The 22,933-nt window shown below is 34.7% G+C and carries 21 protein-coding genes and 1 tRNA gene; all 22 read right to left on the reverse strand.

Translation table 11 applies throughout. The features are described 5' to 3' along the window. Nucleotides 1-3,185, reverse strand: a 3,185-nt coding sequence (locus BM371_RS15735) for a hypothetical protein (RefSeq protein ID WP_228423585.1), incomplete at its 3' end; no start/stop codon positions are given. Nucleotides 3,186-3,190: 5 nt separating this feature from the next. Further along, nucleotides 3,191-3,931 (reverse strand): T9SS type A sorting domain-containing protein, encoded by a 741-nt coding sequence (locus BM371_RS20825; RefSeq protein WP_228423586.1) that lies wholly within the window; start codon nucleotides 3,929-3,931, stop codon nucleotides 3,191-3,193. Between the two features lie 42 nt (nucleotides 3,932-3,973). After that, nucleotides 3,974-4,876 (reverse strand): hypothetical protein, encoded by a 903-nt coding sequence (locus tag BM371_RS20830; protein ID WP_228423587.1) that lies wholly within the window; start codon nucleotides 4,874-4,876, stop codon nucleotides 3,974-3,976. Nucleotides 4,877-5,236: 360 nt separating this feature from the next. Then, nucleotides 5,237-5,310 (reverse strand) — tRNA-Asp (locus BM371_RS15745). Between the two features lie 128 nt (nucleotides 5,311-5,438). After that, nucleotides 5,439-5,756 carry a thioredoxin gene (gene trxA / locus BM371_RS15750; protein WP_047482929.1) on the reverse strand — a complete coding sequence of 106 codons (318 nt, stop codon included), beginning with the start codon at nucleotides 5,754-5,756 and terminating at the stop codon, nucleotides 5,439-5,441. 75 nt (nucleotides 5,757-5,831) lie between these two features. After that, nucleotides 5,832-7,007, reverse strand: a complete 1,176-nt coding sequence (locus BM371_RS15755; protein WP_074958843.1) for a cysteine desulfurase family protein — start codon at nucleotides 7,005-7,007, stop codon at nucleotides 5,832-5,834. Between the two features lie 3 nt (nucleotides 7,008-7,010). Further along, nucleotides 7,011-7,469: a hypothetical protein gene (locus BM371_RS15760; protein WP_074958846.1), complete on the reverse strand. Its 459-nt coding sequence runs from the start codon at nucleotides 7,467-7,469 to the stop codon at nucleotides 7,011-7,013. Between the two features lie 24 nt (nucleotides 7,470-7,493). Continuing rightward, complete coding sequence (locus tag BM371_RS15765; RefSeq protein WP_065720280.1) at nucleotides 7,494-8,081, reverse strand: HAD-IB family hydrolase; 588 nt, start codon at nucleotides 8,079-8,081, stop codon at nucleotides 7,494-7,496. A gap of 61 nt (nucleotides 8,082-8,142) precedes the next feature. Continuing rightward, on the reverse strand, nucleotides 8,143-8,868 hold the full coding sequence (locus tag BM371_RS15770) for an SDR family NAD(P)-dependent oxidoreductase (RefSeq protein ID WP_074958849.1): 726 nt from the start codon (nucleotides 8,866-8,868) through the stop codon (nucleotides 8,143-8,145). Between the two features lies 1 nt (nucleotide 8,869). After that, entirely contained in the window at nucleotides 8,870-10,186 is a 1,317-nt protein-coding gene (locus tag BM371_RS15775) for an FAD-binding oxidoreductase (RefSeq protein WP_074958851.1), read from the reverse strand. A gap of 3 nt (nucleotides 10,187-10,189) precedes the next feature. Next, nucleotides 10,190-11,101, reverse strand: coding sequence for a decaprenyl-phosphate phosphoribosyltransferase (locus tag BM371_RS15780; protein ID WP_065720283.1), 912 nt, complete (start codon nucleotides 11,099-11,101; stop codon nucleotides 10,190-10,192). A 110-nt stretch (nucleotides 11,102-11,211) separates the two neighbouring features. Beyond that, nucleotides 11,212-11,901, reverse strand: a complete 690-nt coding sequence (locus BM371_RS15785; protein ID WP_065720284.1) for a YiaD family glycine zipper/OmpA-like lipoprotein — start codon at nucleotides 11,899-11,901, stop codon at nucleotides 11,212-11,214. 18 nt (nucleotides 11,902-11,919) lie between these two features. Next, a complete protein-coding gene (locus BM371_RS15790; protein ID WP_034673410.1) occupies nucleotides 11,920-12,417 on the reverse strand; it encodes a lipocalin family protein in 498 nt (165 codons plus the stop codon). A gap of 126 nt (nucleotides 12,418-12,543) precedes the next feature. Then, nucleotides 12,544-14,220, reverse strand: a complete 1,677-nt coding sequence (locus tag BM371_RS15795; RefSeq protein ID WP_034673409.1) for a S8 family serine peptidase — start codon at nucleotides 14,218-14,220, stop codon at nucleotides 12,544-12,546. 6 nt (nucleotides 14,221-14,226) lie between these two features. Beyond that, nucleotides 14,227-14,835 (reverse strand): WbqC family protein, encoded by a 609-nt coding sequence (locus tag BM371_RS15800; RefSeq protein WP_034673408.1) that lies wholly within the window; start codon nucleotides 14,833-14,835, stop codon nucleotides 14,227-14,229. A gap of 63 nt (nucleotides 14,836-14,898) precedes the next feature. Next, on the reverse strand, nucleotides 14,899-16,590 hold the full coding sequence (lepB, locus tag BM371_RS15805; RefSeq protein WP_034673407.1) for a signal peptidase I: 1,692 nt from the start codon (nucleotides 16,588-16,590) through the stop codon (nucleotides 14,899-14,901). 113 nt (nucleotides 16,591-16,703) lie between these two features. Beyond that, complete coding sequence (gene dapB, locus BM371_RS15810) at nucleotides 16,704-17,405, reverse strand: 4-hydroxy-tetrahydrodipicolinate reductase (protein ID WP_034673406.1); 702 nt, start codon at nucleotides 17,403-17,405, stop codon at nucleotides 16,704-16,706. Between the two features lie 118 nt (nucleotides 17,406-17,523). Further along, nucleotides 17,524-18,165: a DUF5683 domain-containing protein gene (locus BM371_RS15815; protein WP_034673404.1), complete on the reverse strand. Its 642-nt coding sequence runs from the start codon at nucleotides 18,163-18,165 to the stop codon at nucleotides 17,524-17,526. Continuing rightward, the gene (locus BM371_RS15820; protein ID WP_034673402.1) at nucleotides 18,166-19,056 is read right to left on the reverse strand and encodes a ParB/RepB/Spo0J family partition protein; all 891 of its coding nucleotides are present in this window, start codon (nucleotides 19,054-19,056) and stop codon (nucleotides 18,166-18,168) included. Between the two features lie 88 nt (nucleotides 19,057-19,144). Beyond that, nucleotides 19,145-19,918, reverse strand: coding sequence for a ParA family protein (locus BM371_RS15825; protein WP_034673401.1), 774 nt, complete (start codon nucleotides 19,916-19,918; stop codon nucleotides 19,145-19,147). A 165-nt stretch (nucleotides 19,919-20,083) separates the two neighbouring features. After that, the gene (locus BM371_RS15830) at nucleotides 20,084-20,926 is read right to left on the reverse strand and encodes an energy transducer TonB (RefSeq protein ID WP_034673398.1); all 843 of its coding nucleotides are present in this window, start codon (nucleotides 20,924-20,926) and stop codon (nucleotides 20,084-20,086) included. Nucleotides 20,927-21,490: 564 nt separating this feature from the next. After that, nucleotides 21,491-22,777 carry an adenylosuccinate synthase gene (locus BM371_RS15835; protein ID WP_034673396.1) on the reverse strand — a complete coding sequence of 429 codons (1,287 nt, stop codon included), beginning with the start codon at nucleotides 22,775-22,777 and terminating at the stop codon, nucleotides 21,491-21,493. Nucleotides 22,778-22,933 lie beyond the last annotated feature (156 nt).

A 22,933-nucleotide genomic window follows, 5' to 3' on the forward strand; every position in this document is an offset into this window, starting at 1 on the left:
GTGGCTCCAACTATTTTTGCTATCGGATGAGTAGAATTATAACCCCAGATAATGGCAGTAGAAATTCCGTCCTTTGTCGTATACTGTAATAAATTCCCTTTTGAATCGTATTGATCGTAAGTAATTTCCGTTGAGACAGTATTTTGAAGATCATAAGACAAAACAGAGGTAGGCAAAACAAAACCTGACGTTTTTATATTAGCTTCAGATTGATTTGTTGGATAAATTGTTTCTGTTTTTGATAAAGTGTTGGTAGTGGCTCCAATACTTTGGGTTGTTATTACTTCTAATGGTATACCTAACATATTTCGATCAACCATCAACTGATTGCCTCTTTCAATAGCATATTTTTTATCGGTAGTGATTTGCTTATTTTCATTTTCATGATAAGTATTTTCTTTAATAATATTTCCTTGCGAATTATAATTAAACGTCTTTTTTGTAATAATTTCGCGGTTTCCAAAATATTGTTTTGATACTATTGAATCTACTTTATGAGATTCAGACATCATTGGAGTAACATAATAGACATATTTTGAAATACCATCATAGTACCCCGTTGAGGCCAGTAGAGGATCTTTGCCACTCAATAAAAACTTTTTCTCTGCTCTAACACTATAAAATTGGTTAAATGGTATTAGATTTTTATATTTAAATGTAACGGATTTAATTGTAATATTATTAGCATCTTTTGACACTTTTTTTTCTAAAAGTCCATTTTGTTGATTCTTAATTGTAGGAAAATAATCAGCTACAGTATTTTCTAAATTATTGTAATAATACTCTGTTTTTCCCTTTGTTTTTAATGGGTTATTAACATCAATTATACTTTCTACAACTTTACTGTATCCTACAGCATCATACTCACTAGAAGAGATTTGATCAGTGATGGACCAAAAACTATTGTAAGAATAAGAGTCGGAACAGTTTGTTGTCTGTCCACAATTGAAACAATAAAAATCTTTCTGTTTTAAAGGACTTATTATATTATGAAGGATACCTTTTCCGTATTCATATTCTTTCCATTCGGATAAAATTCCTTGGTTAGAATAATTTTTTAACGATTTTATTCTTGGCCCATGGCCATAAGAAGTGAAATTACTTCCTATATTTGGTTTTATGACAGTGGTGAAAAATGTTTTTATTCCCGCAGAATGATATAAATCTGCAGGTTGATACATATTGTTATCTATGTTTAATACTACTCTGCAATGAATTGTTGGATCGGTAGACGCAACAATATCAAACAAGCCGTCAACTTGAAAATTATATGTTTGATTGAAAGTGGTTGGATTAGCAAGCTCTCCAAATTTCCATTCTTTAATAACTTCCAGTATTGTTTCACTACCATTAGAATTCTTCTTTATTTTTAATAATTTAATATTAGCATTAGCTGCAGCAATCTGATAATAATCATATCTTTTAGATTGAGGTCCAAATTGACCACCATCAAACCCACCGGAAAACTCGGCATGAAAATTTAAAGAAGCTCCAAAATCATAAGAAAAATCATGTATGTTTTTTAGAGGGCTATATCCTCCGATTCCATTATTATTAAGATGAGTTGTCTCAGTAAGATTAAATATTTGATCATGACTGGGAATGAACTGATTGTTAAAGGAATTAAGTTCATATTCATAATCAGTATAGCCCTTGGTAGGATACTCAATTCTCTTAAGCATATACGTACTGACATAATCTTTATTAGAGTACCTATTATTCCTTTCATAATACACCGGCACTCCCATGGCAGGAGTAAGATAGAAACTTAAATCCGGTAATAAGTTATTATTATAATATCCATTGTAATATCCCCAAAAATCTTTAGCAAAAGAAACTTTCGGAGGTAAAATATTGGAAAGATAATAATCAAACTTATATTCGTTATTATTATTTACTTTATTACCAATATCATCATAAGAAGAAAATGAAATTTTATCTAATTTTAGTCTTTTCCCTAATACATCCTTTATTTGATTATAGGTTTGCAATTCTGTCACTACAGCTGGAAAATTATCCTGATAAGGAAAATATGTATAGAAGAAATCTAATGATTTAAATTTTTTATTATTTCTTATGTTTATAATATCAATAGATTCAAGTTTTTTAAGATTATTCCAAGTATATAAATTAATATCCTGTCTATATCCAAGATTAAAAATTATTTCCAATTCATTTGTTTTAATTTTTTTTAAAATTTTAACATTACTACTGTTTAATATTGCTTGTACAGGCTCAAATTGATAATTTATTTTTCCGAAACACATATCTGTGGATCCTAAATTATAACCTGAAGTTCTAATATTTCTTTGCTGATTAAAAGAATAAAAATTATAATTAGCATCTTGGTATTCAAATAAGATTTGTTTATTATTTGGTAATAGTATTTGGCTAATTTTATAACTTCTACTTGAAAATTCTTCTGATAACGATGTACCATTATAGCTTAAAAATATTTCTTTTTGTCCAAAATAGTATTTTATACCATTATTATCTGTAGCTATGATTTGGTTATTATAAACTTCAAATTTTAAATTTTCATTCTTTTCCAACTGAACGATTTCTTTCGTTTGAAGATTAATAAAAAAACTTCCTGAATGTCCAAAAAAATTAAATCTAAAAATATCGACATCTGCATTCTTTCTATACACTATATCATTTACGACTGTATTACCATCAGAGTCATTTGGAGACGATGGTGGAAAACATCCCGGATTTTGTTGATTTCCAATAGTACACCAGTCATAATCTACAAAACCTCTTTGTTTTACAACTTTAAATCTTCCTGTTCCTCCTGGATAAGTTGCAAGTCTGTTGTAAAATGGGATATATTCATTGGGAGTTGCATAGCTTATATCATTTTGGTCAGCCTTTCCTTTAACATCTTGATAAATAACACCTTCAGGCATTAGGTCCCATCCTAAACCTACCCAAGTTGCCTGATCATCAAGTTTAATACCTGAGGCATTATAACTTAAAGAAATAGGAACTTCAAAACCAGATTCCTGAATATTGTAGATAGGGATACTGGTTTGTGCCACTCCTGTATATGTACCAACCGGGATATCTCCAAATCGTTTAAACATTGCAACTTCAGGTGAAGTGGGAAAATTAACTGTATTCTGAATCTGTGTAAAATAATAATCAGAAAATAGACATATTATTATTAAATATAGTTTTTTCATTGTGTTTATTTTTTAATCAGTTTAGCATTAGCAGTTTGGTTATAATTCGTTTTCACAGTCACCAGATATGCTCCCTGAATCAGATTCTGCGTATTAATTTTAGTGACTTTATTTTTTGTTTTAAGACTCTGAAGTTGTCTTCCGCCCATATCATACAAAATAATATCTGCTTCCTTAAACTCAAAACCTATCTCCACATAACAATAATCTGATACAGGATTAGGATAAATCTTTATATCCTGCTTTTCGATCAATTGGTCAATCTGGCTATCTTCCAATTTCACGATCTTCCAGTTTTCTTTGCCTAATTCTTCAGCACTCGTTCCCGCCAATACAATCGAGCCGTCTTTATTCATTTTCAGATCAGACAATCTTTCTTCCTTCTTCCTCGATTCACCTTTTACGTGCTTTCGCCACTGCTCATTACCATCATTATCGATATAAAGCATCCAGAAAGTTTCATCATCAGCTTCAATTCTTCCTTCAGCCTGTGTATAACCGCCCAGTAATATGCCTTTGGTTGGTGGCTGTCGGTTATCTGTTGATGGTTTTCCTGTGATGACATTCATTCCCATCAGAATATCGCGGTTTTTGAAATTATAGGATTTCTGCCATTGTTCATCACCTTTGGTATTGAGTGAAATTAACCAAACATCGGTTACTTCTTCTATTCCCACTGTTTTGTTGTCTGATCTTTCCGATCTCGATTCTCCACCGATAATATATCCCGAAGAAGTAAATGCCATTGTTCTTATATGGTCATCTCCTTTACCTCCGAAATTCTTTTCCTATTCTACCTTTCCGTCTTTGTTAAGCTTTACAATCCAATAATCGCCTTCACCATGGTTCTCGGTAGATTTTGGATGAGTAATTGGTAATGGGTAATCAGTAATCTGTGATTCATTGGTTTTTGCATTCGAATTGGCATCACTCATTACCGATTGCTTATTACCCATAGAAAAAGCTCCGCTTCTTGAATAAATCCCAAGTAAAGCTCCGCCATCGGGAGTAGGAATCATCTTTTCAACTTCATCAAGGCCTCTTCCTCCTAATATTGATTCTGATAATAGTTTTCCGTTTTTATCCAGTCTCGAGATGATCACATCTTTAGAACCAAAACCGTTTGAATCCTGAGCTTGTCGAAGGGCTGTAACATTTCCAGCCACCATAAATCCTAAATCTGCCGTCTGAATTACAGATCTTGCTTCTTCATCCTGTAATGTTCCCAAAGTTTTCTGCCAAAGCTCGTCTCCAAATTCATTAATTCTGATCAGCCAGATATCAGATCCGCCTTTTGAATCGTCTTTTTTGTCTAAACCTTTTCCGGAATATGAAGTTCCTGCCAATAAGAATCCGCCTTCCTGTGTGGAAACCGTTGCCGAAAGGAAATCATGGTTTTGTCCAGAGAAATACTTTTCCCAGACTTCTTCGCCCTGTTGATCGAGTTTCACCAAATGGAAATCGTACCCGTTGTTTTGTTTTGAGGTAGAAGATAAACTTCCAGCACCGAGCTTCCCGCTTCCAGCCTGAATAGAACTTCCTGTAATAAGGTATTGCTGATCTACTGTCGTGGTAACCTGCGAAAGAAAATCCTGTGTCGAAGATTTGATATCTTTCTGCCATAACACTTCCTGAGAATACAATACAGCTGTCGTACATATAAGAAATGTACCCATGTAGAGTTTTTTCATGATTTGTTTTTTAATGTTTAAGTATAAATTTTATAGAAATCTTTTTAAAACCGTGAATAGGATTTTAAAAATGGGATATTAGTTCTGCATAATGAAAATGCAATTTGAGAAAGGTAAAAGTTTTATTCATCTTAATTTGTGTTTAGTTTAAAGCTGCAAATCTAAAATATTTTAAATTCTCTTCCAAAGATTTCCTTGTATTTTCTTTCATAATATATTGATTTTTAATCTATAATACAAATGTAATCCTGGGCAGCGACAAAAATCGTCGTGTTAAGAATAAATTAGAAAGTGTAGGAAGAATATAAAAATATATTTACACGAAAACAAAAAATCCTGTTTCTTAATGAAACAGGATTGCGATCCGGACGGGACTCGAACCCGCGACCTCCGCCGTGACAGGGCGGCATTCTAACCAGCTGAACTACCGGATCTTTTTACAATTTCAGAATTATCTTCCGTTATTGTGGTTGCAAAAATACAACTTTTTAGTCATTATGCAAATCTTTAAAAACAAAAAATGCTTCCCAAAACGGAAAGCATTCATTATCAAAGTGATTTTTTATAAGTGTGCGCTTAATTTTTCAGCGATTACCTCTTTTGGAGCTACACCAACCAATTTATCTACCACCTCACCGTTCTTGAAAATAAGAACTGTAGGGATATTTCTGATCCCGTATTGCATAGAAATCTCCTGATTGTTGTCTACATCTACTTTTCCTACTACAGCTTTTCCGTCAAAATCTGCTGCAACTTCTTCGATGATTGGTCCTAAAGTTCTGCACGGTCCGCACCATACTGCCCAAAAGTCTACCAATACCGGTTTGTCTGATTTTAAAACCGTTTCCTGGAACGAACTGTCTGTAATTTCTAAAGCCATTTTTTTATCTTTTAATTAATTGTTAATATTCTTATTTAATTTCTTATTCAAAATTACCACTTTAAAATGAAAAGCCTATCTATGCTCAACATTTGTATTTTCTATAACGAAGTCTTTAGAAATTTCTTTTAAGGCATCCACCAATGCATCAATATCTTTTTCAGTGGTCATATGACTGAAAGAGACTCTCAACGGAGTGCAATGATCCATTTCAACTTCCGACAAAATCATCATCATAACCATGGAAGGTTTTGAAGCTCCCGACGAACAGGCACTTCCCTGCGAAACTGCAATTCCTTTCATATCCAGCTGCAATCCGATTAATGGATTTTTATAAGGTAGCAAAAGGCTTACCACGGTATATAAGCTGTTGTCAGCTTCCGAACTTCTTCCATTGAATTTCACTCCGGGAATTTCTTCTGCAATTCTGTTGATTGTATATTGTTTGATATTTTGCATATGTTGCGTATAAGCTTCCATATTATTCAATGAAAGCTCTAAAGCTTTACCTAAACCAGAAATTCCTGCAACGTTTTCGGTTCCTGCTCTCAGACTTCTTTCCTGAGGTCCGCCGGTAATAATTCCTTTTAAACCGGTCGCTTTTCTGATGAAAGCAAAACCAATTCCTTTAGGACCGTGGAATTTATGTGCACTGCATGATGCAAAATCTACAGGAATATCAGAAAAATCCAGATCCATATGAGCCATTGTCTGAACTGTATCAGAATGGAAAAGTGCATTATTCTCTTTGCAGATTTGTGCAATTTTTTTAATATCAACAATATTTCCGATCTCGTTATTGGCATGCATTAAGCTTACTAATGTTTTTTTATCTGAATTTTTAAGTAATTCATCTAATTTAGCTAAATCAATATCCCCTTTTTCGTTAGGACGAATGTAATTAACTTCAACACCTTTTCTGTTTTTCATATCAAGAATACTTTCAGAAACACATTTATGCTCCATCGGCGAACTGATGATTCTTTCTACTCCAAGATGTTCCACACATGATTTGATAATCATATTGTTGGATTCCGTACCGCAAGAAGTGAAGATAATCTCTGCGGGAGTTACATGTAGATAATCTGCGATCTGCCTTCTTACATTTTCTATCAGGATTTTGGCTTCCTGTCCGAAGCTGTGTGTTGAAGAAGGGTTACCGAAATTCACTTTCATGGTTTCAACCATTGCATCGATTACTTCTTCTGAAAGCGGAGTAGTTGCAGCGTTATCTAAATATATTTTGTTCATTTCTTATTTTGTAGGTTTTAGTTGTACTGATGTGAATTTGTAGCCGGACGGAACTGTAAAAATAAACCACGGATTTGAAAGCACCTGAATTTCCATACCACCAGACTCGTACATAGGAACTTCCACATACAGTACATTATCTTGCACGGATAGACTTTTAATTTCTCTTATGGTATGATCTCCAGAGTTGAATCTGCCCAAATTATATAAAACAACTTTTTTATCATTTGGAAAAGATGGAATCACCATAAGAGGTTCCATACCTGCAGCAGCAAAATTTTGAGTGATTTCTTTTTTAAGTTCTTCCTGATTTTTTATGAGCTTAAACCCCACTTTCTCTGTTCCTCCATTCGATTCGGAAGCAAGAATTTCACTTTTATTCTGCATATTTCCAGATTTTTGTGCGGTTGTGCCAGTGCAGCTCATCATGATTGCAAAACACAAGATTAGCAGTTTGTTCATTTTACTTTTATTGATCTTTCAAAATTAATGAAAAAATTGGTAATGACCTTCATTCGCCCACTTAAGCATTGGCTTATCACCCGAAGTATCTCCGAATGCTATGATTTTATCGTATTTATTGTCGGAAATTTCCTTTTTTATGCGCTCTAATTTTTCTTTTCCGTTGCAATTTTTACCGATAAAATTTCCCGTAAAAACACCATCAGTGAACTCGGCTCTAGTAGAAACGAGCTGCATTTGAAGTTTTTCGGCAAAAGGTTTAGTCCAAATATCCAGAGAAGCCGTTACCATAAGACTTTTGGTATTTTCACGATCCATATTAGAAATAAAATCCAGCGCATTTTCACGTACGATCTTCGGATAGTTTTCTTCAAAAAACTGTTGTGCTTTTTCTTCTATTTTAGTTTTTGGCTGTCCTTTAAGAATTGATCCTATGAAGCTTTTCTTTACCTTTTCCGTTTCTGCGAGCTTTAATTTCAAAAGAATAAACAGCGGAATATGCTTCAAAAACTGCACCCGGAATTTTGAGGGATTGTAAAACTTAAGATACATAAACATCGTATCTTTATAGGTAATAGTTCCGTCAAAATCAAAACAATACAATTTTTTCATTCTATTTTTTCCGTTTTTAATATTTTAACGCAAAGGTCGTAAAGATATTTGAATATTATTTTTAAAGCTTCAATTTTTTAAATATAAATTCAGGAATATTTCTGATAATCAACATAATAATCCCCCAAATCGGCAAAACATAAGCCACATTTTTTTGTTTTTTGAATGCTTTATAAATACATTCTGCCGCCTGTTTCGGAGTTGCTGTCAACTTCGGATTTAATGGTAATCCTTCGGTCATTTTTGTTGACATGAAGCCGGGTTTTACAGTCAAAACATGAACCTTCTTTTCAAAAAGATAATTTCTAAGTCCGCTTAAATAGGCTGTAAATGCAGCTTTTGCACTTCCGTAAATAAAATTACTCTGTCTACCACGATCACCTGCAACAGATGAAAGCCCAATAATGGTTCCTGATCTTTTACTTTCAAATTTTTTTGCAAAATAATTGATCACAGGAACTAATTTAGAGTAATTAATATCAATAATTCTTTCTGTATTTTTAGTATCATACAAACCTTCTTCCGTACCTTCTCCCAAATAACCTGTTGCACAAAACAACAGATTCGAATTGATATTTTCAAATTCAAAATAATTGATTTGCTTGGTTAAATCGAGTTCGATGATTTCAGAAAGCTGTAGAAATTTCACGTCGATATGTTTCGCAAAACGTTCTGTTGCTTCCCTGTTTGATGTAAAAAGATAGATTCTTTCAAATTTTTCGCCTTCCTGCAAAGCTTTTTCTACAAAAGCCTGTGCCACTTCAGATGTACTTCCGAGAACTATCATTTTACTTGTTATTTAAGATTCTTTTGTGCTGTAAAGAGACAAATTTTGAACTTTCTACATTTTTCAGGTAGTCTGTCAGTGAAGATTTGCTCATGCTGTCTTTAGTCAGATAAATTTTTCCGCCGTACTCTTCAACAATTGCATCAAGTTTTTCTACCAGTTTTTTAAGCTTTGAATTAACCTTAAAATCCAGAGCTAAAGAATACCCTTCAAACGGAAAAGAATTGTAAGCCTGTGGATTCTCTTTGCCGTATAATTTTAAAACCGCTAAAAAAGAAGCATTTCCATTATCGGCAATGGTTTCAAGGATTTTTTTCATTCCTTCTTTTCCGGTTGCTTTAGGAATCATCATCTGATACTGGATAAATCCTGCTTTACCATAAATTTTATTCCAGTCGTTTACAAAATCTAATGGATAAAAGAAAGTATCGTAGTCTACAAAATTTTCAACCTCTTTTTGAGTTTGTTTTTTATAATACAGCCAGTTGAAAATCTTTACCGTCAGTTTATTCAACGCAAAGTTGGGAAAGTAAAACGGAACTGTTGGCGAGAATTTCTTTTTCAGCCTTAAAGGATTTTCCGAAAATTTCTTGGGAAGTTCATGGACAAAGGCGTGTTCACCTTTCATTAGAATACTTCTTCCTATATTTTTACCTTTTTGAAGGCAATCGATCCAGGCAACGGTATACGTCCAGCTTTCACTTTCTTCGAAAAGCCTGAATATTTCGTCAAGATTTTCAGCTTTTGTGCTTTCCTGTCGAATATATGCAGTTTCAATATTTTTTAGTTTAAACCTTGAAGAAAGAATAATCCCGGTCAACCCCATTCCGCCAATAGTAGCCCAGAATTTGTCTGAATTCTCTTCACGCGAACAATTGATAATGTTCCCGTTTTCTGTCATTAATTTAAAATCAATAACATATTCCGAAAAACAACCTTCTGCATGATGGTTTTTCCCATGAACATCGGAAGCAATAGCACCGCCAACCGAAATAAACTTGGTTCCGGGAGTTACATATAAAAAATACCCTTGTGGAACAGAAACTTCCAGAACGTCTGATAGAAGAACGCCTGATTCGCATTCGATAATTCCGTTTAACCTGTCGAAACTGATGAATTTATTTAATTTTTTGGTCGAAAAAATACTTTCACCTAAAGAAGAATCACCATAACATCTTCCGTTTCCTCTTGCAATAACTTCGTTGTGATTGAATATAAATTCTTTGATCTTCCAATAACTGTCTTCCGACTTCATTTCTTTTTCCACAATGGGAAAATTACCCCAATTTGTTACTTTCTGTGTAAAATTCGGCTTCATGATTTACAGTAAATTAAATTGGTGAATACTCTCTTTAAAGTAAATAAGAATTAAAAACGATATTACCCACAATACCAAAGTAACCTGAATATAACGGTCTCTGTAGAGAATTTTTGTTGGAGATTCGGTACGGTTATATACTAAAGTCTGCTGCAAGTATCTTAGAAATGCAAAAACTACGAAGATTACCGTATAAAAAATGCTTGAATGTGATTTTAGCTGAACTTCCGGAGACAGTGTAAACATTAAGTAACAAACAATCGCCAAGGTAACCGAAATCGACAATGCTATATCGGCAAACTGTACATTGTACCCATCTAAAGCTTTTCTTGTTTTCCCAGAAACCTGAGCATTGATGAGTTCTCCTCTTCTCTTCCCGATTGCTAAAACCAATGCTAAAACAAAAGTTAACAATATTGCCCATTGTGAAATGAAAATTCCGGTAATATAACCTCCTGCCTGAACCCGTAGAACGAAGCCTATGGCAATGATAAAAATATCGATGATCGGAACATGCTTTAATTTAAAAGTATAAGCAAGATTCATCAGGAAATAAAATATAATGATGCACGCAAATTTCCAGATAGAAGTCTGAAGGTAAAAATGAGCAAATAATGTCAGCAAAATATTTACAATCACTAATCCAATCAAAATGCTGATGGCCGTAGATTTTGAAACAGCTCCACTGGCAAGCGGACGTCTTCTTTTTTCGGGATGTTTGCGATCGGCCTCAATGTCGTTGTAATCATTCAGAATATACACAACACCTGCAGCAAGGGAGAATATGATGAATGCAAAAATACTTTTAGTAAGTAAATCTAAATTTTTGACATTACCTGAGAAAAATAGCGGGACAAAAACAAAAAGGTTTTTCACCCATTGTTCTACACGAAGTAGTTTTAAATATTTTTTCATTTATCTGGTTTCGATTGCAAAAATAATGATTTTCAAAAAATAAATCAGCTATAAAAATACAAAAAAAACCGCTGGAGCGGTTTTTTAAACAATATTTATATATTAAATGATTACTGACCTTGCTGTGCATCGTTAATCATTTTCTCATTTGCCGTAATGGCAAACTCTACTCTTCTGTTTTTAGCTCTGCCTGCTTCTGTATCATTTGTTGCAACCGGCATAGATTCTCCTTCACCTAAAGCGAACAATCTGCTGGAAGCAATTCCTTTGGAAACCAAATAAGATTTTACAGAATTAGCTCTTCTTTCTGATAATTTTTGATTATAATCATCCGCACCTTTGCTGTCTGTGTGACCATATACATTGATGTTTGTATCCGGGTTATCAACTAAAACCTGAGCCAGTTTATCTAAATTAGCTTTTGCCACCGACGTAAGATCTGATGAATCAAAAGCAAAAGTTACGATACTTTCGTTCATCGTAATTTTAATACCGTCACCTACTCTTTCAACCTCTGCTCCAGGCAAAGTTTCTTTGATGTCTTTAGCCTGCTTATCCATTTTATTACCGATCACGTTACCTGCAACACCACCGATAATACCTCCTAAAACTGCTCCTAATGCAGCATTTTTACCTTTTCCTACATTATTTCCAAGTACACCACCAATTACAGCTCCTGAAGCAACACCTACTGCTGTACCTCTTTGCTGATGGTTTGAGTTTTGTACCGCTTCACAGCTTGTTAATAATAAAGCTGATGATAAGAATAATGCGCTGATATATGTTTTATTAAATTTCATTTTCAAATATTTTTTTAATTATCTTGTGTAATCCATTCCTGTTCTTTCGAAATTGTAAACCACTCTGATTGTGTTTCCATCAAAAGGAACATTTTGCTCTAAAGAAAACTGATCCGTAGAATTATTGATAACCCTTAAAGTGTAACCAGCCGTATTTTGTTTTGCTTTTGTGCCTTCAGCAATTTTTTTGAAGGTAAAAGTATCTCCTTTAATATCAGCTTTGATTGCCTGTATAATGTTTGGACAAGAACCTCCGCCGTTCAGTGTATAAGATCCTGAATAATTATTCGGAATAAATCTCCAGTGACTTCCTACGAAACATTGTGCATCTGCACCTTCATCAAAAGGTTTGATTTTGTATTGCTTATCGTAATCAATACTTACAATCTGCCAGTCACCTTTCATTTTAAGGAATTCTGATCTGACATTCTGCGCATCTTTAGCCTTCTGAACTGTGGAACAAGACACCGCAAAAAGTGAGGTTCCCACTATACCTGCAAGTAGTAGCTTTTTCATATTGTAGTTTTATTATTTTAACATTAAAGATACCACAAAAAATCATGCCAAATATTAATTATTTGTAAAATAAAAAATCCTGACAAAATCAGGATTTTTTATTTATAGGCTCAATCTATCTGATTATTATCTCTTTACAGATTTCTTAGTCGGTCTTGCTTTTTTAACAGTTTTTGTTTTTGAAGAATTAGATTTTCCGTCATAAAAATTAGCGTAAGCATATTCTGCTGCCTTTTTCACATCGATAACACCTCCAGCCTGAGATTTTTCACCAAACTCATTGGCTGTACTCAGATTGCTCGTTTTTACTAGAGACTCAATGATCTGGGCAGGCTTAAGATTCGGCATGTATGCTAACAAAACTGCTGCTGCTCCCGCCGCAACTGGTGAAGCCATTGATGTTCCCTGAAGATATTCATATCCGCTTTTTGTAACAGTAGAATAAATTTCTTCTCCCGGAGCAAAAACATTTACCATTTTTTTGTTATAGTTAGAGAAGTCAGCTCTCAATGCATCGTTTTTATTGGTACTTGCTCCTACAACCATTACGTTATTTACAAACGGCGCAGCATCTGTTATATTTTTAAAATTGGTAGGATATGCTAAATGTTCTGCGACATCTTCATTTTCATTTCCGGCAGCCTTTACCAAAAGAACACCCTTATCTTCAGCATATTTGAAGGCATCCCAAACTACATTTTTTCCCGGGGAAACAGGTTTTCCGAAGCTCATATTTAAAACTCTTGCTCCGTTATCTACAGCGTATCTGATCGCATTCGCAACATCTTTATCTCTTTCATCACCGTTTGGAACCGTTCTTACCGTCATGATTTTTGCAACTTTCGAAGCCACACCATACTGAATCTCTTTTCCTTGCGGAGATCCTGCAATAATACCTGCAACGTGAGTTCCGTGGGTTGCATCTGGACCTTCATAATGATTATTTCCGTAATTTTTTTCAGAATAATCATCATAGTTATCGCCAACAATTTCTGCTCTCGGATCGTAATTTAAATCATATTGTTTTGCCATCGGACCAAAATGATCCAAAGCTTCTTTCATTTCTTTTTGTAGAAAAGCTTCAACTTCAGCCGGAGTTTTACCTGCCAATTCAGGAGAGAGGACCAAATTATTTAAAACCGTTAGTCCCATTGCTGAAGTTTGATCTGTCGGTTTTAAATTGGCCAAATTTTCTTTAGTAAGCGTTTTTCCATTTAGCAATTTAACGATAGCCGGAATAGCATCATTAAGCATACTGTATCTTTGAAAACTCTGTCTTGCATCAATACTTTTCTTTGTAAAAAGCTCTTTAGACTTCATATACATCGCAAACTCTTCCGGCATTTTTGCCTGATTTGCTTTGTTTTGGGTAGAGTTATCTCCTTCAAAAATCGGTTTATATTTAGCAACAACTCTTGTCACCTCCATATTATCAATATCGATATCGCCATTTTTACCTCCTATGAAATTCCATCCGTGAACATCATCGATGTAACCATTTCCGTCATCATCTTTTCCGTTGCCAGGAACTTCATTAGGGTTTGACCACATATTTTTAACCAATCCGGGATGATCAACCTGAACACCACTGTCTAAAACACCTACAACAACTGTTTTCGGTTTTAAACCTTTTGATTCTAAAAACTTGTAGGCATTTTCTGTATTTACGCCATATACTTTGGTAGTAGCAAAGTCTTTATGATACCACGTCATTAAATCTTTATCTTCACTTTTATCTACAGCCTGAGCCGGAGAGTATGTGAAACCTGCTAAAAAAACTGCTGCTAATAATACCTTTTTCATGTATAATTATTTAATATTTTTAATATAAGTAAGCGATTCCGGACCTTTGTTACAGATAAGATCTAAAATCGATAAATCAGCTAAAAATCCCATTTTGTCTGAAAAGGTTTGATAATACTCTACCATTTCGTATTCTGTAGGGTTTTTCGCTGAAAATCGTTCTCTGAAATTGATCTGTTCCGGATTTTTGATATATTCTTCATTCAAAGAGTATGCCTTTTCTGTTTTCAGAATATCCAAAATGATTTTGATGCTTTTTATATTAAAATCTAGAAGAGATTTTTCCTTTGTTTCGAATATTTTTTTAAGCTTATCTTCATAAAACTCAAAATACGGAGAACTTTGATAGGCTGTTTTAATCGACTTCCAGTGCAGGTTTTGCCAGTCTTCTCTGTAAGAAATCTCTATATCTTTATAAACACGGTTTCCGTTATGGTTGATCGGGATAATCAGTGAAAGCTTACCATTTGCTCCGTAAATATTGGCACGGTTTCTATAGGTCTGTTTAGGAAAATTTTCAAATTGCTCAAAAGTCACTTCATTTTCAGCATTTAAAAATTCTGAAAACCATGAAATGGATGGTAAATAAAATACCGGTAATAATATATTCTGCATAGTCCTTTATAGAAAAATGAAGTACTTTTTCAAATACTTCATCTTATTTATTTTTTAGTTGAATTAAATTTCTTCTTCTTTATTCTTTCCTTTGAATAATTTCATGAAATATTCCCAGCCAAAGAAAAGAATTAAAATCATAGCGGCGATCCACCAATATGAAGTTTTGTTGGCTTCACCAGTGTTGGTTGCTTTAAACATTCTGTCCCAACGGATTTTGAACGGAGCCTGATAAGTAGAACCTTGATCTTTAAACGCTCCCTGCAAACTCATCCAGGTAAACATCGGCTTTCCAACAATATTTTCTTCAGGAACGAAACCAAAGAATCTTGCATCCAAAGAAGCATCTCTGTTGTCTCCCACCATCATATAATAATCCTGCTGAATGGTATATTGATTGGTTTCTTTTCCGTTGATGAAAATTTTTCCGTTTTTATTTTCCAACTTATTATGTTCGTACTGAGAAATGATCCATTGATATTCTGGTAACGTTTCATCATTAAGAGTAACAACATCACCTTTTTTAGGAATTTTTAATGGACCATACTGATCTTGATTCCATTTTTTATTTATTGGAAATATACAATTAGTTGTATCAATTTTGCTTGACCATAATATTTCATGTTTTTCATTTGCCAAAACATTACCATTCGCATCTTTTCTTGGGAAATAACGTATATCTGAGCTACCAGCATCCATAATTTCTTCTTTGACTTCTTTCACACCAGGTAATCCCTTAATATCAGCAGCAACTTTATTAGTTAAACCTTGAAAACTATATAAAAAACCGCCATTCTGTAATGGAACTTCTTCTACCGGAAGAAACCCATAAGCTTTGTATAATGTCTGAATATCTAATTGCTGATCAGTTAAAACATTAAATTTATGTTGAACTTCCTGATCCCCTAAAACAGTTTCCGGTTTTCCGTTCACAAAAAGCCTTCCATTTTTCATTTCAAAAGTATCTCCCGCAACAGCAACCAATCTTTTTACATAAGGATCTGCTCTGTCTAATGAAACATGCACAGAATCTCTTGGATAGTTGAAAACTACAATATCATTTCTCTGAGGTTTACTGAATTGGAAAATTCTTTCGTATGGTAATTTTACAGCTTCTAAATAAGATTTAGGATCGTCTTTAGGATTTCCTGGTTCACCGGTATCCATAATTGTTCCCTGTAAGAAAGGAATTGCGACAGGACGCATCGGCAATCTGTAACCGTAGCTCCATTTATTTACAAAAAGGAAATCTCCCACCAATAAAGTTCTTTCCATTGATCCGGTAGGAATTCCGAAAGGCTGCGTTACAAAAACGTGGATGATGGTTGCAAAAACGACTGCAAAAGTAATCGATCCCATAAAGGTATCTTTCTTTTTTGCGTTTTTTTCTTCTTCAGTGAGATACAGATCATTTTCGTCTTCAATCTCGGTATCTTTAGAATAATTTACCGTTGCCATATAGATAAACGGCAAAATCACAGTCAACAATTGATCTTTGAAAAGATTTTTTCCGAATTTTTTCATTAAATACAGATGAAAAACACTCATCATAATAGGACCAACGATCGGTAAATATGATAAAAGTGCCCACCACTTCGGGTGCTTCGTTTCTTTAAGTATAATGAAATAATTATAGAAAGGGATAAACGCAAATAGCGGACTGTACCCTAATTTCTTGAACAGCTTCCAGGTGGAAATCCCCATCAATACTGATAAAATGAGAACATAAACTGTGTACGTTAAAAAATAATTCATAAACTTTTGTGCCTAAATCTATAATATTAGTAATGAGTAATCAGTAATGAGTAATTTTCACTGCTGATTATCTACTGTTAATTAGTTTGCAATGTAGGGATTTTGTTACAATTCTAGAGTCCTAAAACGTCTTTCATAGTAAAGTTCCCTTTTTTATCTTTAATCCATTCTGCAGCAACTACCGCACCCAATGCAAAACCATTTCTGTTGTGTGCAGTATGTTTAATTTCAATCTCGTCTACTTCACTTCTGTAATATACAGAGTGCGTTCCTGGAACTTCATCTTCACGAATGGCAAAAATACCCAGCTGCTTTTCCTGAGTATCTTCCAATTTCCAAGCTTCAAATTTCGGGTTATTTTTAATAATTCCTTCGGCAAGAGAAATTGCCGTTCCGCTTGGAGCATCCAGCTTGTGAATGTGGTGTATCTCTTCCAGCTGACAAGAATATGCATCTACATTTTTCATTAAATCTGCTAACTTTTCGTTTAAAGCAAAAAACAAATTAACGCCTAAACTGAAGTTGGAACCATATAAAAATGCAGTTTCGTTCTGAACTGCAATATTTTCGATTTCCGGTTTTCTTTCCAGCCAGCCTGTTGTACCGCTAATTACGGGAATTCCGTTCTCAAGACAAGCTTTAATATTATCAAAAGCTACTTCTGGAAGTGAAAATTCGATGACAACATCAGGATTATTAAGATTTTCAGCAGTCGGAGTTTGTTTTAACCGGGCAACCACTTCATGGCCTCTTTTTAGAGCAATCTCATCAATGATCTTCCCCATTCTCCCGTATCCAACCAAAGCTATTTTCATATGTAGATTTTATTGTTTTTTATTTTTCATATGGAATTCTTTAATTCTGATCGATTTTAAGTCTAAGAATCAAGGAGGATTTCATATATGAATCGTTATTTTTCTCTTATTATTAATTTTAAAATCTGAAGCTTAAAGCAAGTCCTGTTTTTGGCGGATTGATATTGTAATCATCATAAATTACAGCCGGTGCAAAAGTAAGATCCGGATCTTTACGACCTTCATACAAATGAGCATCAACAACGGCATCTACGATATTTAAGATATAAATTAAACCCGTGATCGCAATGGCATAATCTCTCTGTCTTTTCGATCGGTCCTGTGCATTTCCCAATGCTGTTGCATCCAGATTCGGATATTGTGAAAGGAATTCATTGGGTGTACCGTTCAGTTTTGCAATGTAATATTCACGATATTCTTTGTAACGATTCTGGTTCCAGATTGCAATTCCCACACCTGTTCCTACCGCTCCCCAAACGATGGGCACTTTCCAGTATTTTTTATTGTAAACCTGACCCAATCCGGGGAAAACAGCAGAATAAAGCCCTGCTTTTGTAGGATTAAGTTTTTTCACCTTTAATACGGAAGCGGGAGCATTGGCTTTTTCAATTTTTTGTATTACTTCAGCAGGAGCCTGCGGTTTTGCAGCAGGAATACTGTCTGTAGCGTAATGCTCTAACCTGATGGTATCTCTCGGATTGATCTGTGAAAAAATCAACCCTGAAAAAAGAAGAAAAAAAGTAAAAAGTAAGTTTTTCATTTATTTAATATGAGAAAGAATATATTCCAGCTCATCTTCATTTTTAAAGTCTAAAACAATTTTACCTTTTTTACCGGTTCCTGTTGTTTTTATCTCAACTTTTACATCAAGAATATCTGCGATCGTTTTCTGCGCTCTTTTGTAGTTGTTAGAAAGCTCTGCTTTTGCTCTTTTTGCAGCAGGAGTTTTCGGGTTTTTAATGGCAGCCGCAGCTTGCTCAGACTGACGAACGTTCAGTTTTTCTTTGATTATTAAATCGAATAAAGTCTGCTGATGTTCTTCGTTTTCGAGACTGATGATTGCTCTTCCGTGACCTGCAGAAATCTCTCCGCTTCTGATTGCATTCTGAATATCCGGACTTAGTCTCAAAAGCCTGATCGAATTCGTAATGGTACTTCTGTCTTTTCCAACTCTCTGGCTCAGGTTTTCCTGAGTAAGACCGATTTCTTCCAAAAGTCGGTGATACGTCAATGCGATCTCAATAGCATCAAGATCTTCACGCTGAATATTTTCTACAAGAGCCATTTCTAAAAGCTCCTGATCGTTTACCAGACGGATATATGCCGGAACAGTCGTAAGACCTGCAATTTTACTTGCTCGGTAACGTCTTTCTCCGGAAATAATTTCAAACTTTTCACCGTCTTTTCTCAAAGTAATAGGCTGAATTACACCTAAATTTTTGATGGACTGCGCTAGTTCATTTAATGCTTTTTCGTCAAAATAAGTTCTTGGCTGAGTCGGGTTCGGATAAATATCTTCAATGGAAACCTCCATAATGTTTCCTACAAAGTTTTCTGCTCCTGCATCAGTTGCCGTATTGACCGTGGCTTTGGATTCTGCACTCAGAATTGCGCCCAAACCACGTCCCATCGCTCTTTTTTTGTCTTTCATATTGCAAATGGCAATCGGCGTATAGCTTCTTGCTTTAATGTGTTATAAATTTAGCAATCGATCAAAAGCCAATTGCTATAAGCTATTTTTAATTTTTTACTAAATTTTCGTTTTTCAATAAAACCTCTTCTGCAAGCTGAATGTACTGAATTGCGCCTTTACTTTCCGCGTCATAATTCAAGATACTTTCACCGAAACTCGGGGCTTCACTTAATCTTACATTTCTACTGATGATGGTTTCAAAAACCATTTCCGGGAAGTGGGCATTTACTTCTTCTACGACCTGATTAGAAAGTCTCAGACGACTATCATACATAGTTAATAACAATCCTTCGATGTCCAGATCTTTGTTGTGGATTTTCTGAACGTTTTTAATCGTGTTTAAAAGTTTACCAAGACCTTCCAGAGCAAAATATTCACACTGAATCGGGATAATCACAGAGTCTGCTGCTGTAAGAGCGTTTACCGTAATCAAACCTAAACTTGGAGCACAATCGATGATGATATAGTCATAATCAGCTCTCACTTCTTTCAATGCTTCTTTCAGCATATACTCACGATTTTCTTTGTCTACCAATTCGATTTCGGCAGCAACCAAATCGATATGCGAAGGAACAATATCTAAGTTTGGAGTTGTTGTTTTCTGAATACAGTTTCTGGTTTCAACACTGTGTTCCAAAAGATTATAGGTAGAATACTGCACTTCTTCCACACCAAGACCTGAAGTCGCATTTGCCTGCGGATCTGCATCAATGATCAGGATTTTCTTTTCTAAAACTCCTAACGCTGCAGCTAAATTTACAGCAGTGGTAGTCTTTCCTACCCCACCTTTCTGATTAGCGATACCTATAATTTTTGCCATTATTTGAACTTTAAGCTTCAAAAATACACTTTTTTCTCTGCTCTTGGGGAATGACTAAAACGAAAATTGAGTTAAAATATTGTTAATAAGGGTTTTAGATATAAAAAAAATTATCCACAAAAAAAATTCTTTGTGGATAACTATCGATATTCGTTTTCAGGTTAATTAATTATCAAACTTCATTGAAATCGGGAAGCTGAAATAACTTCTTACGGATTCATTTTTTTTATTTTTTCCGGGAATCCATTTTCCTTTTACTGCTTTAATGGTTCTGATGGCTTCAGCATTGAATGAAGCATCTTTTCCGTTTGCTTTGATATTCGAAATCGTACCGTCTGTTTCTACCACAAAGGTTATTTTTGTACTTACAACTCCTCCTTCTTCAAAAGCAGAAACATCAAATTTATTCATTACTTTATTTCGGAAAGCATCAATTCCTCCTTCGAAATTTGCACTCTTACTTAATGCTCCTTCGCCAACAATTTCGTTAGGATCTTCTACAGGAACAATAGGAACTATTTTGGGTGGGACTACCGTTCCCGGACCGGAAATTACACTTGTAGGAACATTAATCTGCGGGGCCGGAGGTGCTGTAAAATCATTTTTTAATCCTGCGATCGCATCATCTGGAATATCTTTTACAATATTACTTTCATCCGCATCTTTTGTAGGCGTAGGAACAGTGCTATCAAACTGTCTTACACTTGCAGGAGGTGGCGTAACAGTTTGTGGAGGTGTTACTACAGGAGGAGTTTCGGGAACTTCAATGATATTAATCGGAGGAGGTAATTCATATCCCCCACCATCAATAACTTCTGTAGTTTTAAAAGCCGAAATTGCAGCTGGAATAATTGAAACTGCAGCCAATAAACCAACCCCAACAAAAAATGCCTTAGTTAAAATTCTGTCTGATTCTGTTCTTAATGCATAAGCTCCATATGCTTTGTTACGGTGTTCGAAAAGGATTTCGTTCAGTCGGAAATCCTGATTGTGTTCTAGGTGTTTCATCACTATAAAATTAAAATTGTTAATACATATTGATTATCAGTTTTCAACATGATTTTGAATAATCTTTGAAACAATATCAAAATATTTGCCAAATTTTTATAAAAACAAAACACTTCCAGTGAAAACTATGTTAAAGTGTAAATTTTAACTATTCATTGGATAAGGATTTGGCTGGATGATAGAAGCTGAGTGTTAGGTATTTTAAATTTTTGAAAACATTTTGTTTTTGAGAGCTGGATTTACAATGGTGTTAAATGAATCTGAACATGTTTTATTTTTCCGTAATTTAAATCGAAGAGATTTTCCTAGCCCCGATTGCAGCTTTGTTTGAGCTCATTTCTATTAGGATTCAGCGGTGCGGCGAAGCCGCGCCGCTGAATCCTAATAGAAATAGCGAGTGCGGAAAGCGGGAAAAAGCTTCTTATTTGAGTTGGAGAGTTTGAGGGTTTGAGAATGGATTATTTTACTTCAACGATAACGGTACAGATACTAGCACCTCCCACAATGACAAAAAAAAGACCGCCAAAATTGACAGTCTCTTTTTAATTTATTTAAAAATATTCCTTAGAATAATTCTTTTCTGATAATATTTTGGCTTCTTTCAGGACCTACAGAAACTAAGTAAACATTGATTCCCAAATACTTTTCGATAAACTCGATGTATTTCTGAGCATTGTCCGGAAGTTCGTCGTAGCTTCTTACTTTCGTTAAATCTTCCGTCCAACCTGGTAAATCTTGATAGATTGGTTCGTAATTGTATAATTTCTCTGTTGAAGAAGTGAAATAATCGATGATTTTTCCGTCTTCAGTTTTGTAATGCGTTACGATTTTAAGGTTTTCAATCCCTGTAAGAACGTCTAATTTCGTAATCACTAAGTTATTGATTCCGTTGATCATACAAGCGTGCTTCAAAGAAACAAGGTCTAACCAACCTGTTCTTCTTGGTCTTCCTGTCGTCGCTCCGAACTCACCACCAATTTGTCTGATGCTTTCTCCTAATTCGTTGTCTAATTCAGAAGGGAAGGGTCCGTTTCCTACTCTTGTACAATATGCTTTTGCAACACCAATTAAGTTCTGTAATGAAGTTGGCGGAACTCCCGCTCCTGTACAAACTCCTCCTGTAGAGGGAGAAGAAGAAGTTACGTATGGATACGTTCCGAAGTCGATATCCAACATTAAAGCCTGTGCTCCTTCGAATAAAACGTTTTTTCCGTCTCTGATTGCTTCATTCAACTCCAGTTCCGTATCAACGATTCTGTCTTGAAGCTGCTTTCCGATTTCTAAATATTCGTTGTAAATTTCTTCAACGTCTAATGTCGGTTTTCCGTAATATTTTTCAAAAAGAGAATTCTTAATTTTTAAGTTTTTCTCGATTTTGTCTCTTAAGATTTCAGGATTCAGAAGGTCGATCATTCTGATACCCACTCTTGCAATTTTATCTTCATAGCAAGGTCCGATCCCTTTTTTCGTTGTGCCGATTTGCGTTCCTCCTTGCTCTTCCTCACGGTAAGTATCCAAAAGAATGTGGTAAGGCATGATCACATGCGCCCTTCTGCTGATAAAAATGTGGTCAGTTTTCAAGCCTTTGCTTTCGATCTGATTCACCTCCTTAATGAAAGATTTAGGATTTACCACTACTCCATTCGCAATGATACACTTCCCTTTGCACTGAAGAACTCCCGATGGAAGAAGGTGCAAAACGAATTTCTCTTCACCTACATAAACCGTGTGACCAGCGTTGTCCCCTCCCTGGAAACGTACAACGTAATCCGATTTTGCCGATAAAACATCCGTGATTTTTCCTTTACCTTCATCTCCATACTGAAGACCTACAACTACGTAAGTTGACATATTTTACTTTTATTTTAGATTCATGCAAAATTACTTTTAAAAAATTGGGTGGGCAAATTTGAGAGGAATTTTATTTTTGGGTGGGGTGGAAATCGTGGGGTTGAACTTAAAATTCCTAGCAAAAAATATTATATTTGAAAATCAATTATTAAAACA

The sequence above is a fragment of the Chryseobacterium formosense genome (assembly GCF_900116415.1).
GTDB classification, from domain to species: Bacteria; Bacteroidota; Bacteroidia; order Flavobacteriales; family Weeksellaceae; genus Chryseobacterium; species Chryseobacterium formosense.